This is a genomic window from Neobacillus sp. BF23-41 (genome assembly GCF_041106275.1).
Window position 1 is genome coordinate 44,086 of record NZ_JBGBPR010000003.1, and the last position, 14,551, is coordinate 58,636.

Sequence of the window (14,551 nt, forward strand, 5' to 3'; positions counted from 1 at the left end):
ATTCGATTATTACTTACCAAGGCCAGAGATAAATTCAGAAAGCGTTTTAAGTTCTTCGTCAGTCCCTTTGAAGATTCCGGCTGGCATTTTTCCGCCTTTACCTTCTTTGGCAATCTTTGCAATTTCTTCTGGTTTTAAGCCTGTACCGACTAGTGCGGGTGCACCAGCACCGCCTGAAAGGTTTTCACCATGACAGGTAATACATGTATTGGCACTAGCTATTTTATAGCCGGCACTTGATTTATCAATATCTACTTTTGCAACAATTTTACCTTGGCGTTCAGCAGCTGCCCAATCATGTGTCGCAACAGATTGCCAAGTTAAATATACGGTGGCAGCTAGTGCCAATAGCATAGCTGCAGTTGCAATCGGACGCTTCATTGGACGTCGTTCCGGACCAGAATCGAGGAACGGAGCTAATAATAATCCTCCAAAAGCAAGTCCTGGTATAATCATTGCTCCGATAACTGTATACGGTCCAGATGCAAATGTATATTTCAATAATTGATACAAGAACAAGAAATACCAGTCCGGTAATGGAATGTACCCAGTATCAGTTGGGTCCGCTATCCTTTCAAGCGGAGCCGGATGGGCAACTGTTAAACATAAAAAGCCGATAAGAAATACTGCTCCTACCATCCATTCTTTCAAAAGGAAGTTAGGCCAAAACGCCTCTGTTTTACCAGGGTATTCAGAGTAATCTTTCGGAATCATTTTTTTTCGTTCTGAAGGTGCTAAAACACGTGAATCACCAACGAACTTTAAACCTTTACCGCGATGCATCGAGCAATCCCCCTCCTTTTTCCGTAGTTAATAGAAATAAACTGCGATTAAAATAAAACCGTTTTATAGTGGTCCGGAAATACCTTGTTTACGAATCATTAAGAAGTGAGCTCCCATTAGTCCAAGCAATGCACCAGGCAGGAAGAATACATGAATTGCAAAGAAGCGGGTTAATGTTTGAGCACCAACAATGTGTTCATGACCAGCAAGTAAAACCTTAACTTGAGTACCGATGAATGGTGTCGCTTCGGCAATCTGCAGACCTACTTTTGTAGCGAATAACGCTTTCATATCCCAAGGTAATAGGTACCCTGTAAAACCTAAGCCAAGCATGACGAAGAAAATAAGTACCCCGACAACCCAGTTCAATTCACGAGGTTTTTTATAGGCACCTTGGAAAAAGACGCGTAGAGTATGTAAAAACATCATTACAAGTACTAAACTTGCACCCCAGTGATGCATTCCACGTACAATTTGTCCAAAAGCAACTTCATTTTGAAGATAATAAACAGATTCCCATGCGTTTTTAATATCTGGTACATAGTACATGGTTAGAAACATACCAGAAAGAATTTGAATTACGGTTACGAAGAAAGTAAGACCTCCAAAGCAATATACAAACGCTGAAAAGTGATGCGCTGGATTAACATGCTCAGGTACTTCATGGTCTGCGATATCTCGCCACAAAGGCGTAATATCTAAACGTTCATCTACCCAGTCGTAAATTTTGTTTAACATAGTTACGCCTCCTTCCGTGGTTGAGCTTTACCGAGATAAAGATAACCATCTTTTTCCTTGAATGGATATACATCAAGTGGTGCTAATGGCGGTGTTCCTGGAATGTTTTTACCGTTTTTCTCGTAGCGGCCATAATGGCACGGACAGAAGAATTGACCTGGATGTTCCTTGTCAGTATTCCAGTTAACAGTACAACCCAAATGTTTACAAGTAGGCGAAAGGGCTACAATTTTCCCCGCATCATCCTTATAAACCCAGGCAATATTCGTTACTTCTGACTCATACCAGGCATCCTTTTGTTTAAAGGTAAAGTCAACTTTAACTGGATCTTTTGTTAAATCAGATACCTTTTGCTTTGTAGCAACAAAATCGCCGCCTACTTCAGCCTTTAAAACAGGATCAACTGCAAATCTTACCATTGGCATTAGCATACCAGCCGCCATGAAGCCGCCTACCCCTGTTAGGGTGTAACTTAAAAATTGACGTCTTGAAACGCGTTGCTTACTCATGCTTATATCCCCCCCTCTATTCACGAAGTTAAGTCCATCGGACAATAATTTAACACATATAAAACTAGGACATAACAATGATATATCAATCTTCATGTTAGGTCAATATCATACTATTTTAAAAACATATATTATCGTTGGTTTTACTGATTTTCATGCCATTTTTGCGTAAAGAGAACTAAGAGCTGCTTAACTTGACTATCAATAACTCCTATTTTTTGCGAATCATTCATATGCTCAAGCGGGATTGATGGAAGCCAAATTACCGTGCCATGAAGTTCTTTTTCCCGTGCTCTCCACTCTATTTCTGATGTTATGTAAAAAATATGTTTAAACTCCCCCTTTGCTAGGCTAGCCTCCCAATCCTTCAAATCACTTAAGGTACTTTCACCATTTTTGGAATTTAGATATGTAAATGGCGGGATTAATATTAATCTTCCCGTAAATTGCCTTTCTAAATACCCTGTTAATAAAGTGATAAACTCTGCTGCTGCCGCTGACTGTTTTATCTCCCCCCCTATGGAAACTGAAATTAACGGAACAACAGCTGTGTCCACATACTCTTTGGCATTCAAATACGTCTCAATATCTTGAGGTATCCACTTCATATCTTTGCACCAACCTTTAATTTCACTATTAATATAATATCATTTTCCACATTAACAATAAAAGATAAAGAGGAATATTTAGTAAAATTCTTATGAAAGAAAAAAACAAACAAAAGGAAGCTGCTTATCGCAAACTTCCTTTTTGTTCAGTCATTGTCAAATTATTTAATTTTTGTGTTAAGTTTAGGAATGCTTTGCGATCGTGTTTATCTAGTGCCTCGTCAATCAATTGAAGAATTTTCTCACGTTGAAAGTGTTCGATGCTGTGCTGCAGTAATTGTTCTGCAACGATTCCATCCTTTTCATTTACTTGCAAATGTTTAGGAACGTATAAATTTTCTTCTAGAACAGCAGCATACTGGTGCGCCTGATTGGCAGCATGAAAGTTTAATTGGATAAAAATATCCTCGTCTCGATTTAAACGAATATCGTGAAAGGATTTTTCTGCGTCCGTCGTCATCACATTTTCTTTATAGAATCGAAACGGAACTTTATCCACACAATGTGTAGACATAATCAAACCTCTCGGACAATACTGTGCTTGCTCAACGAAATGAACCTTTTCCATCAGTTGATCGTGGCTCATAAGATAGTTGAGGATCCATACGCATTCTCTTCTCTTTAATTGATAATGATTTAGAAACCAGCGAATAAAGTCCTTCTTCTCGTTGACAGAAACAGGGGTTGCCATGATAGTTTCCCTCCTCTGCAGAATCAGCTTTTTTAATCTTTCAACCCTGTAAGACGTTCAAGTAAATCCAAATACTCGACGTTTGTTGGATCTTCATTAAGCAGTTGTTTAAAAATTTCGGCAGCGCGGTCGGTTTTTCCTTCTTCAATTAAAAAATAACCGTAATCATGTAAAAATGTTTCATTTTTCTTAAAAAAAGTATATGCACTTTCATATTTGTCTAATGCGTAAGAAAATTTTTCTAACTTATGAAAGCTAAGTGCAGAATCCCATAAGAGCTGGGGTTCTTCATCTTCCTTAATGTCAAGTTGAGCAATTAACTCAATGACATCCTCATATCTTTCTTGGAGGAAAAATAGCTTATTTAATGTTAGTGCAGCTTCTGTAAATCCTGGATCTAGGGCAAGTGCCTCACGAAAATATTTTTCTCCTTCCTCCACTTTTCCTAACTTGATGGCAATTTTCCCACCAAAGAAAAATAACTCTTTATTAAATTCATCTTGTTTTATGCCTTCTTGAATCGTGAGTAAACTATTCTCAAACTCTTCCTCCCGTTCATAAGCTAACGCAAGATGTAAATAAAGTGAATGATATTCAGGATCCAGCGCTTTTAATTCAATGAATTTTTCTATAGCAGTTCGATTATATCCAGCCTGAAGAGCTGTAAAAGCGTATCCGAATAACGTGTTAATCTCTAATTTTACATTAATTGCCTTCTCGTAATAAACCAGGGATTCCTCAAACATTCCAGATGCACTTAAAAGGTCTGCAATTCGTTGGTCAATATTCACTCCAGCTATTTCATTTACTTCTTTTAAAACCTTTTCATACGCATCCATTGCCTTTGATATTTCACCTTGTTCACTGTAAAGTTCACCTAATGCAAAATCTATGATAACTTCATCTGGCAATATCTCCTTTGCTTTTAGAAGCTTTCGTTCACAAACTTCATATAAACCCTGAACTTGATAAAGATCGGCTAACAAGAGTAATGATTGTCCAAAATTTGCATCATGTTCTGATATCTTTTCAAGGACAAGTATCGCTTCTTCATCTTCCCCAGCCTCGACTAATATTTCACCTAGCAGAACAAGGAGCTCACCTTCCTCAGGGAATATCTCTAACAAATTTTCAACTAATGCCTTTGCCTCATCAAGGAAACCATATTGATACATTTCTTCTCCTAGAAGGAATTTCTCATCTGGCATTCCACTTTTTAATACAACATTATATTCATTTAAAGCATCATTATGTTGGCCATTTTCTAACATGTTAATAATTTTATTTACTCTTTCCATTGACACTTACCTCTCGTTCTCCTAGATTGACAGAGAAAAATAAGATGGGGTTTGCACCCTAACATGTTCTCCATTACCAGGTTTAAATATCACGTTATCACCTGCACGTTGAACCGTTCCCTTGTGAACAGTCACTACGAGTCTATCACCATGATAATGAAATAAATTCACTTCATCAATATTCTTGATCTCATTTATTTTTGTGTATAGATTATAACTTACCTCAGTACCACTCATTAAACTAGCTTTTTGAGGGTATAAACCGATTTTATTTAATACAGTAATAGTCAATGGGTAATTTTCTTCTATTTCTTCGTATAGTGCAGGGATATTTTCTCTTTTCATGATACCTTTCCATTTCGACAAAACTGTCTTCACTTCCTTCTTCTGGACGGAAGAAATTATTGGAATTAAAGGACTGTTGAAGGGAAACATGGCTTCTTTAATCCAGCCCCAAGGTATTTTTTCTAATTCATCAAAGTTTTGCAGGTCAACAAAAATAGCTGGTATTTTTTCCTTCTTACATTTCCTAATAAACGATTGTGTTAACAATCGAATCGGTACTCTTACCCCTATTAAATAGTCAATAGGACTACTTAATAGAGCCGTTTTTAGTTCGGTAATTTTAGTGGTTAATTCATTTTCATAGGAAACATTAACATAGGTAAATAAGGTGGTGCATCCTTTCAACATAAATTCCTTAATCAGACACCTTTTTAATTCTTGAAAGGATTTAATTTGTGGGATATTTGAATTAAAAAGGACATATGACGGGGTCATGATAAATGGACCAGCATTCATTTTTATCAGTCTATAATGACTAAAATGCGAATCAATTTTAGCTATACGATTTTTACTAATTAATAGCGAACATGTTTTCAACTGCTTGTCTTTAAGGAGATTGGCATTTTCAATGATATACATCGTCCACCACCTTATTTTTTTCTTTGCAAGCTTTCACTTTATTTCCTTATGACAAGCTATGCGAAAAATCAAAAAACTATGACATTCTAACAAAATCAAATACAATTAAAAATAATGCTGTGTTAAAGGTTACTGTTGATTTTATAGCCAAGTTGATTGGAGCGGAAGGCGCGAAGACTCCTGCGGGAGGACAGGGCAGGGGAGACCCCGCAGGCGCTTAGCGCCGAGGAGGCTCCCCGGACCGCCCGCGAACCGCACGCGCCTGGAGCGGAAATCAACAGCTAAGTTTAACAGAACCAAAAATAAAAAAAAAGCTGCATTAAAACGCAGCTTTACTTAATGAGACTGTTTAAATGAGCAAAGAAGTTAGGATAAGAAACTGAAATTGCTTCGGGATTCACTAGTTCTGCTTCATTTTCACATAGGAGTGCTGCTATTGCCAGCATCATCCCAATCCGATGATCGCCATGACTTGAAACCGTTCCGCCGCTTAATACGGATTTTCCGTATATAATCATTCCATCTTCAGTCGCTTCGATTTTAGCACCTAATTTTTTCAACTCATTAACCACTGTATCTATTCGGTTTGTTTCCTTAACTTTTAATTCCTCAGCATCTTTAATAATGGTCGTCCCTTCAGCTTGTGTTGCTAAAAGGGCAATAATTGGTATTTCATCAATTAATTTTGGAATTAAGTCACCTTCAATGACTGTACCTTTGAGACTGGATGTCTTTATAATGAGGTCACCAAATGGTTCAAAAGGAGTTTCCTCATTTTGAACAATCTCCAAGTCTGCGCCCATCTTTTTCATTACCTCGATAATGCCCGTTCTGGTAGGGTTTAGGCCAACATTTTTCAGAACAATTTCACTGTCAGGAATAACAGCACCAGCCACAAGAAAGAACGCTGCAGACGATATATCCCCAGGTACATGAATCGACGTTGCTGTCAGCTTTTGACCACCCTTAACCATAATCTTTTGGTTATCCTTATGGATTTCTCCACCAAATTTTTTGATCATTCTTTCAGTATGGTCGCGAGTTTCCTCTGGCTCAATAATAATACTTTGTCCTTCTGCTTGCAGTCCCGCAAGAATAAGCGCAGATTTCACCTGTGCACTAGCAACTGGAAGGTGGTAGTTTACAGGTTTTAGCCCACCACCACGGATGGAAATCGGAGTGAAGGAACCATCTTTTCGCCCATCTATTCTTGCACCTATTTCTGATAATGGGTTCGTAACCCTGGTCATTGGCCTTTTTCCAATTGACTCATCGCCCACAAGAGATGAGAAAAATGGTCTTCCTGCCAAAATACCCATTAATAAACGGATCGTTGTTCCTGAATTACCAACATCCAGTACTTCAGTCGGCTCAGTTAATCCCTCAAAACCTTTTCCAATAATGCGAAGTTGATTATCAGATTCCTCAATAGTAACTCCGAGTTTTCGAAAGCATGAAATTGTACTTAAGCAATCTTCTCCAGGCAAGAAATTAGTTACCTTGGTTTCACCATATGCGATCGAACCAAACATAACAGATCTATGCGAAATCGATTTATCCCCTGGAATTGTTATCTTACCATTTAAACCATTTATGTTAGTTTTAAGTTTTAATGACGTCATGAAAAATCACCTTTTATTCATATCATTTTAGGAACCAATAGTTGTTGCATAGTTGGAATAACTGCCAATACAGCGTTCAGCATTTTGCCGATCCTCTTCTGTTTGAAAACTAATCACTAAGACTCCATTAATATCTTCTCGTGTTTCTAGAATCCGAATATTTGTAATGCTAATTTCTTCCTTAGCTAAATAGCCAGTAATTTCCGAAATCACACCCGGGTAATCTGGAACATCGACAAATAAATCATAAAATGCCGGAATCGCACCTTTTTCTTTCAGTGGCAAGCCATCACGAAATTGTTTTGCTTGCTGAAAATAGTCGTAAATTGCAGAACTATTTTCATTTTCAAGTAATGTTTTAACCCCATTCATTTCTTCTTGCCATTGATCGAGTAATTCAATTAAGATTTCACGGTTGTGCAGGAGAATATCCTTCCACATCTTTGGGCTGCTCGAAGCAATCCTAGTTATATCCCTAAATCCGCCAGCTGCTAGTCGTGGAATAAGACTTTCTGCTTCTGCTAGTTTTTCCGTTTGGCGAACAATGGAGGCAGCAATGATATGAGGAAAATGACTGACAATTCCTGTGAGATAATCATGGTTTTCTGGAGTAATAGTTAAAAACTTGGCATTGGTGCCATATAACCATGCTTTTAATAATTCTACCTTTTTATTTTCTACATGTTCTTGCGGTGTTAACAGGTAAAAGGCATTTTCAAATAATATTTCTTTAGCAGCAGATACACCACTTTTATGGGAGCCCGCCATTGGATGCCCGCCAATAAAGGTGATTCCTCGGTCCTTTAGGCTCTTGGCACTTCCGACAATCTTGCTTTTTGTACTACCTGTATCTGTCACGATTACCTCTGGATGGAGAGGTAGGCCCGCAAGGAACTGAATAATTTCCTCTGTTTCATTTACAGGTGCAGAAATAATAATTAAATTAGCGTCAATTGCACCACTGTAAATATCTTCAGCTATTTCATCAATGACCCCAAGCATTTTTGCAAGCCTTGCTTGTTCACTATTAATATCAAATCCTACAATTGTTACATCCTTATGCTCCTTTTTTATACAAAGGGCTAGAGAACCGCCAATTAATCCTAAGCCAATTACAAATACACGGCCTTTCAATGATAACTCCCCCTAAACAACAAAGCACTACTCTGTTTTACTAATAGCTAAGGATTCTCCGAGTGCTTTTAGGACACCGACATTTTGTTCATAGGAGCCTACTGTAATTCTAACACCGGTTGGAAAACCAAGAGCTTTTCCGGAACGGACGATATATCCTCTCTCCAATAAATGTTGGAAAACCTGATCACCATCCATTTTACAATCAATTAAAATAAAGTTAGTTTGTGATGGATAAAAATCAAGTTCATTCTCACCACAGAATTGATAAAACTGTTCAAGCCCCTGCCTATTTTTTTCTTTGCAGACTTTTATAAATTCCTGGTCCTTGATTGCTGCTGATGCTGCTAATTGACCTAAAGAATTAACATTAAACGGCTCCCTCGCAGGTTCAAGCGCTTTTATAATCGAGCGATTGGCAACCCCATATCCAATTCTCAAGGCAGCAAGTCCATATATTTTAGAAAAAGTTCTTAGGACAATTAAATTTTCATACTTACGAGCTAGGTTAACGGAATCATAGTAATCATCAGCAACAACATATTCATAATAGGCTTCATCCAATACAACCAGAATATCTGATGGAACTTTTTCTAGAAAAGCAATTAATTTATTTTCTGGTATATATGTACCGGTAGGGTTATTTGGGCTGCATAGCCAAATAACATTGGTCTGTTCATCAATAGCTGCAAGCATTGCATCTAAATCATGTTCTCCGTTTAGTAGCGGCACTTCCTTACTAACTGCCCCTTCAATAACAGCATTATGCTTATATTGTGAAAAGGTAGGTGTCGCCATAATTGAATTGGCGTTCGGATGTAAAAGTGCCCTAGAAATTATTTGGATAAGATTATCAGAACCATTACCGAATATTAATTCATCCTCGTCAACCTGTAAAAATGAAGCAAGTGTCTCTCTTAAATTTGTAGCGTACCCATCAGGGTAAATCGCTAAACTTGTTTGATTCGATTGAAGTGCGGTTAACACCTGTTCTGAACATCCAAAAGGATTTTCATTTGATGCTAGCTTAACAATTTGGTCGAGTTTATATTGCTTCTTTACTGCCTCTATTGATTTTCCTGGTTGATAGGGAGTCAGTGTTAATAACTGCTCTTTCCATCTCATATTTATACACTCCATTCTTGTAGACTTATTCTATCTTCCAAAAAGAACCTCCCATTACGCTAAACTATTGCTTAGGTCGGGTCTAAGGACTTTAGCCCCTTTTAAGTATACATGGTTAATTTCTTCTTGAGATTGTGTTGTATTTACATGCATCATGATTCTAACACACATTTTCAAGGAATCTGGAACAGGCATTTCTTGCATACACATGACAGGTACGTAAGTCCACCCCTCAAATTTACGCAATGCCTTTGCCGGGAATACTGCATTAATATCCTTTGTTGTTGAAATGAAAACAGATGCAACTAATTCAGGTTGGATATGGTTTTCCTCAATTATCTTCTCCAGCAGTTCTTCTGTCGCAGTAATAATTGCTTCCTCTGTGTTCTGATTAACTGTGATTGCTCCCCTCATCCCTCTTATCAAGACAAGACCCCCTTTAAGAACTTTTTAACTCTTCAAATAAATCTGTTTCTGATATTTCCTTTAGGACTGGCTGACCCAATTGTTCGAGTAATACAAAACGAATCGAATGCCTAACAGATTTTTTATCCTGCTTCATTTTATTAATTAAATTTTCATGAGATAGATTTTCAGGTATTTTCGATGCATACCCAAGTCTCTCAATCCAGTTGGTGAATTCTTCTAAATCGAATGAAAGCCCTAGTAATTTTTTACTTACCTTTAATGCAAAAATCATCCCTACCATTACTGCTTCCCCATGAGTAAAATTCCCATAACCCATTTCTGATTCAATAGCATGACCTAACGTATGACCTAAATTCAAGTAAGCCCGAATTCCAGTTTCTTTTTCATCCTGACTGACGATTTTACCTTTTACCTTTATCCCTTTGATTAGGGATTCCGATAACAACTCCATTGGTAAGGTTTGAAGGTCTTCCACATTTTCTTTCAGCCAATCAAAAAAATCGGAATCATCAATAAGTGCATGTTTAATAACCTCTGCAAATCCCGAACGAATTTCATGAGCAGGAAGTGTTTTTAAAAATTCTAAATCATAAAAGACGGCTTCTGGCTGATGAAAGGCTCCTATCATATTTTTCCCGAGTGGATGATTGATCGCTACCTTTCCGCCAACAGCACTATCATGAGCTAATATGGTAGTTGGGACTTGAATAAAAGGTATACCTCTCATAAAAGAGGCGGCAACAAATCCTGACAAATCTCCTACTGCACCGCCGCCAAATGAAAGAATAACAGATTTGCGGTCAAGTCGGTTTTCAAGAGCAGTTGAAAGCGCAGAATAATAAACTTCAAAGGTTTTTGCCTTTTCGCCACTAGGGGCAGTAAAAATTACGGGATCAAACGTTTTAAGCTCAAACAATAATTTTTCTAGATGCAGCTTAGCAACTGTTTCATCTGTAATAATTAATATTCTGGTTAGACCCTCAAAATGATTCTCCAAAAAAGGGCCAAGCTCCTGACTTACACCTTCCCCCACAAATACATTATAGTTTTTTGACGCTGTTTGAATTTGAATGGTTTCCATTAAAACTCCCTCGCAAATTCTCTCTGCCTTTTTATTTCAGTAGCAAAAGCATCAAAGCGGTCGCTGTAAAATTGTTCAATCAGGGCGTTTGCAAGTTCCCATGCAACAACATTCTCTGCAACCACTGCAGCAGCAGGTACAGCACAACTGTCTGAGCGTTCAACACTCGCAGCAAATGGCTCCTTAGTATCAATATCTACGCTCATCAGTGGTTTATATAATGTGGGGATTGGTTTCATCACACCTCTGACAACAATTGGCATGCCAGTCGTCATTCCACCTTCAAAGCCACCCAGTCTGTTGGTCTTGCGGTAATAACCTTTTTCTTGATCCCAAGCTATCTCATCATGGACTTCGCTTCCCGGTTTGCTAGCGGCCTCAAAACCAATGCCAATTTCTACACCCTTAAACGCATTTATACTCATAATGGCAGCAGCTAATTTTCCATCCAATTTACGATCATAGTGCACGTAACTCCCAACTCCAGCTGGCATACCTTTCGCAATCACTTCCACGACTCCGCCGATCGAATCACCATTTTTCTTCGCTTCATCAATAGCAGCCATCATATCCTTTTCCACATTAGGGTCAGCACATCGTACAGGAGAATTTTCTGTCTTGTCCTTTAATGCCTCAAAAGTAAGTGAATGATCTGCATTAGCTTTTATTCCACCGATTTCAACGACATGTGAAACTAGTTCAACTCCTACCAATGATAAAAGTTTCTTGGCAACAGCACCTGCAGCGACTCTAACAGTTGTCTCACGGGCAGAAGAGCGTTCAAGGACATTTCTCATATCCCTATGTCCATATTTAATCGCACCATTTAAATCCGCATGACCAGGACGGGCACGAGTTACTTTACGTTTAACTTCATCCTCCTGGCCTTCATCTAGGGGCTCCGCTCCCATAATCTTCGTCCAATGCTTCCAGTCATTGTTTTGAACTACTAATGCTATTGGAGAGCCAAGAGTGTAGCCGTGACGGACTCCCGAAACGATTTGGGCTGTATCCTTTTCAATTTGCATTCTTCTTCCACGGCCATATCCTTTTTGGCGTCTGGATAATTCCTCATTTATATCTTCTAATAATAATGGCATTCCAGCAGGGAGGCCTTCTAAAATTGTTGTTAATTGCGGCCCATGGGATTCTCCTGCTGTTAAGTATCTCATCCCCATACTCTTTCCCCCTTCAACTCATTAAAGAATTTTTTTATCAATATACCATATAGCGCCCAATAAACATAGTATAACTATTCAGATAAAAGAGAATAAATATATTCAAAATATATTTTTCTAAACAAAAAAGGCACTTGTAAATTGCTATACAAGTGCCTCTTCTTATTTAATTAATATATCCATTCGTTAACTAGTTTATTGTATTCTACAACACCAGAATCTTTAAAAAATAAACCAATTTCACGCTCTGCACTCGCAAGTGAATCTGAGCCATGAATAACATTTTTACCAACAGTTAAACCAAAATCACCGCGAATAGTACCTGTTGCAGCATCTTTTGGATTGGTAGCACCCATCATTTGACGGGCAGTAGCGATGACATTTTCACCTTGCCAGACCATTGCAAAAACAGGGCCAGAAGTGATGAAATCTACTAATTCACCGAAGAACGGACGCTCCTTGTGCTCACCATAATGTTCTTCAGCTAGTTCATTGGGAATGCTCATTAACTTTGCTCCAACCAATTGAAAGCCCTTTCTTTCAAAACGTGAGACGATTTCTCCAATTAGGTTACGCTGTACACCATCGGGCTTTACCATTAAAAATGTTTTTTCCATGAATTCCACTCCTAAAAATTAATTATTATGTATATTGATTGTATTTAAGATACAATCCATGAAAAATATTATCATTTTTTCGAAAATTTAACAAGGTGTTTAGAATTTTCGTTTCCCAATAACCTTTGCAATATCATTTAGGGTTTTTTTGGCTTTATTCGCAGGTATCCCCTCTAGTTCTGCTAAAGCTTTTTGTAAGTAAAGATCGCTTAGTGCGAATGATTTTTCGATTGCTCCTGATTGCTTAATTAACGAAATAATCTTTGTTATTTCATGAGCATCCATTTCCTCATTGACCTTTTCTATTTCATTACGGATTTCATCATTTTCCATTGCGTAAAGAGCTGGGGCAGTAACATTTCCCTGTACTAGGTCTCCGCCAGCAGGCTTCCCAAGTTCCTTCTCAGTTGAGGTAAAGTCTAAAATATCATCAATTATTTGGTAAGACATTCCGACGTAATACCCGAACCGATAAAGTTTTTTATGGATGGATTCTTCAACCTCTGCAGCTATAGCTCCTAATTGGCAGCTAACTGCAATTAACAGGGCCGTTTTCCTCTTAATTCTGCGGAGATAATCTCGCAGATTTTGATTAAAGCGATATTTATCTTTAATTTGTTGAATTTCACCTACTGACACTTCAACAATCGTATTGGCTAAAATTTTATGGGCTTCGGGATTTTCGATATTAGTCATCAATTCGATCGCAAGAGCAAAAACAAAGTCACCTGTATACATGGCAATTTTGTTATCCCATTTGGATTTCACGGTAGGCTGGCCACGGCGAAGATCAGCATCATCGATCACATCATCATGGACAAGTGATGCCATATGAATTAATTCAAGCGCAACAGCAACATTCTTCATCACATGGATATCATATTTACCAAATTTTCCTGCAAGCAAAACAAAAACAGGACGAATTCTTTTCCCGCCGGCTTGTAATGTATGCATAGAAGCCTGTCTAAGCAGAAGGGAATCTGCCTTTATAGTCTCTTCTAACTTTTTTTCAATCAAGTTAATATCCGAATTTAAAAATGAATACATCATTTTTAATTTCATTTGAATTCACCAGCTTTTCATCCTGTCTTCGAGTTCAATAAATTAATTTTTTTTACCAATATGTACAGCTGCAGCACCGCCGCTATATGGTTTGTATTTCACATCTTTGAAGCCGGCTTGCTCAAACATTTTAGCAAGCTCCCTCATCCCTGGAAAATCACGTGCTGACTCGTGAAGCCATGCATACTCTCGATAGCTTTTTGCAAGCAATTTACCAAACATCGGCATAATAAAGCGAAAATAAAAATAATAGAGCTGTTTATAGCCAATTAGTGTAGGTTGTGATGTCTCTAGACAGACAGCGATTCCACCTGGCTTTACTACTCGGTGCATTTCTTTTAAAACTTGCAGGTAATCAGGGACATTCCTTAAACCAAAGCCAATCGTTACATAATCAAAACTATTATCTGGAAAAGGGAGTTCCATTGCATTCCCATGTACAAACTTGACCTGTTTTAACCCGAGTTCTTTAACCTTATCAATACCCACATTGAGCATGTTTTGGCTAAAATCCAATCCAGTAACTCCACCTGTTGGACCAACCGCTTCTGCTAAGGCTATTGTCCAATCAGCAGTACCACAGCAAACATCGAGAGCTTTTGAACCAGGCTGCACATTCATTTTTTTCATCGTGTCTTTCCGCCACTTGATGTGCTGTTGAAAACTGATAACAGAATTCATTTTATCGTAGTTATCAGATATCTTTTCAAACACATTGTGAACTCGCTGTTCTTTCGATTCCTGCATGTTTT

The 14,551-nt window shown here is 38.0% G+C and carries 16 protein-coding genes; all 16 read right to left on the reverse strand.

Annotation, left to right across the window (positions count from 1 at the left end; all coding sequences use genetic code 11):
• Positions 1 to 9: 9 nt before the first annotated feature.
• Complete coding sequence (locus AB7942_RS05930; RefSeq protein WP_088088787.1) at positions 10 to 783, reverse strand: menaquinol-cytochrome c reductase cytochrome b/c subunit; 774 nt, start codon at positions 781 to 783, stop codon at positions 10 to 12.
• Between the two features lie 63 nt (positions 784 to 846).
• Positions 847 to 1,521 (reverse strand): menaquinol-cytochrome c reductase cytochrome b subunit, encoded by a 675-nt coding sequence (gene qcrB / locus AB7942_RS05935; protein WP_026563914.1) that lies wholly within the window; start codon positions 1,519 to 1,521, stop codon positions 847 to 849.
• Positions 1,522 to 1,523: 2 nt separating this feature from the next.
• Positions 1,524 to 2,030, reverse strand: coding sequence for a QcrA and Rieske domain-containing protein (locus AB7942_RS05940; RefSeq protein WP_369446180.1), 507 nt, complete (start codon positions 2,028 to 2,030; stop codon positions 1,524 to 1,526).
• Between the two features lie 143 nt (positions 2,031 to 2,173).
• A complete protein-coding gene (locus AB7942_RS05945; RefSeq protein ID WP_369446181.1) occupies positions 2,174 to 2,638 on the reverse strand; it encodes a YpiF family protein in 465 nt (154 codons plus the stop codon).
• Positions 2,639 to 2,762: 124 nt separating this feature from the next.
• Positions 2,763 to 3,329: a ReoY family proteolytic degradation factor gene (locus AB7942_RS05950; protein WP_098931625.1), complete on the reverse strand. Its 567-nt coding sequence runs from the start codon at positions 3,327 to 3,329 to the stop codon at positions 2,763 to 2,765.
• 32 nt (positions 3,330 to 3,361) lie between these two features.
• Positions 3,362 to 4,627 (reverse strand): tetratricopeptide repeat protein, encoded by a 1,266-nt coding sequence (locus AB7942_RS05955; protein ID WP_369446182.1) that lies wholly within the window; start codon positions 4,625 to 4,627, stop codon positions 3,362 to 3,364.
• A 21-nt stretch (positions 4,628 to 4,648) separates the two neighbouring features.
• Positions 4,649 to 5,551 (reverse strand): hypothetical protein, encoded by a 903-nt coding sequence (locus tag AB7942_RS05960; RefSeq protein WP_369446183.1) that lies wholly within the window; start codon positions 5,549 to 5,551, stop codon positions 4,649 to 4,651.
• A 332-nt stretch (positions 5,552 to 5,883) separates the two neighbouring features.
• The gene (gene aroA, locus AB7942_RS05965; protein WP_369446184.1) at positions 5,884 to 7,173 is read right to left on the reverse strand and encodes a 3-phosphoshikimate 1-carboxyvinyltransferase; all 1,290 of its coding nucleotides are present in this window, start codon (positions 7,171 to 7,173) and stop codon (positions 5,884 to 5,886) included.
• A 27-nt stretch (positions 7,174 to 7,200) separates the two neighbouring features.
• Positions 7,201 to 8,307, reverse strand: coding sequence for a prephenate dehydrogenase (locus AB7942_RS05970; protein ID WP_369446185.1), 1,107 nt, complete (start codon positions 8,305 to 8,307; stop codon positions 7,201 to 7,203).
• Positions 8,308 to 8,334: 27 nt separating this feature from the next.
• Positions 8,335 to 9,432: a histidinol-phosphate transaminase gene (gene hisC, locus AB7942_RS05975; RefSeq protein WP_335719645.1), complete on the reverse strand. Its 1,098-nt coding sequence runs from the start codon at positions 9,430 to 9,432 to the stop codon at positions 8,335 to 8,337.
• A gap of 54 nt (positions 9,433 to 9,486) precedes the next feature.
• On the reverse strand, positions 9,487 to 9,858 hold the full coding sequence (gene aroH, locus AB7942_RS05980) for a chorismate mutase (RefSeq protein ID WP_369446186.1): 372 nt from the start codon (positions 9,856 to 9,858) through the stop codon (positions 9,487 to 9,489).
• A 13-nt stretch (positions 9,859 to 9,871) separates the two neighbouring features.
• On the reverse strand, positions 9,872 to 10,942 hold the full coding sequence (aroB, locus tag AB7942_RS05985) for a 3-dehydroquinate synthase (RefSeq protein WP_369446187.1): 1,071 nt from the start codon (positions 10,940 to 10,942) through the stop codon (positions 9,872 to 9,874).
• Positions 10,942 to 12,114: a chorismate synthase gene (aroC, locus tag AB7942_RS05990; protein ID WP_369446434.1), complete on the reverse strand. Its 1,173-nt coding sequence runs from the start codon at positions 12,112 to 12,114 to the stop codon at positions 10,942 to 10,944. Before aroC ends, aroB begins: the two co-directional genes overlap by 1 nt.
• A 176-nt stretch (positions 12,115 to 12,290) precedes the next feature.
• On the reverse strand, positions 12,291 to 12,737 hold the full coding sequence (gene ndk / locus AB7942_RS05995) for a nucleoside-diphosphate kinase (protein ID WP_369446188.1): 447 nt from the start codon (positions 12,735 to 12,737) through the stop codon (positions 12,291 to 12,293).
• 99 nt (positions 12,738 to 12,836) lie between these two features.
• Positions 12,837 to 13,799, reverse strand: coding sequence for a heptaprenyl diphosphate synthase component II (gene hepT, locus AB7942_RS06000; protein ID WP_088088799.1), 963 nt, complete (start codon positions 13,797 to 13,799; stop codon positions 12,837 to 12,839).
• Positions 13,800 to 13,841: 42 nt separating this feature from the next.
• Positions 13,842 to 14,546 carry a demethylmenaquinone methyltransferase gene (locus AB7942_RS06005; protein ID WP_369446189.1) on the reverse strand — a complete coding sequence of 235 codons (705 nt, stop codon included), beginning with the start codon at positions 14,544 to 14,546 and terminating at the stop codon, positions 13,842 to 13,844.
• Positions 14,547 to 14,551: the final 5 nt, after the last annotated feature.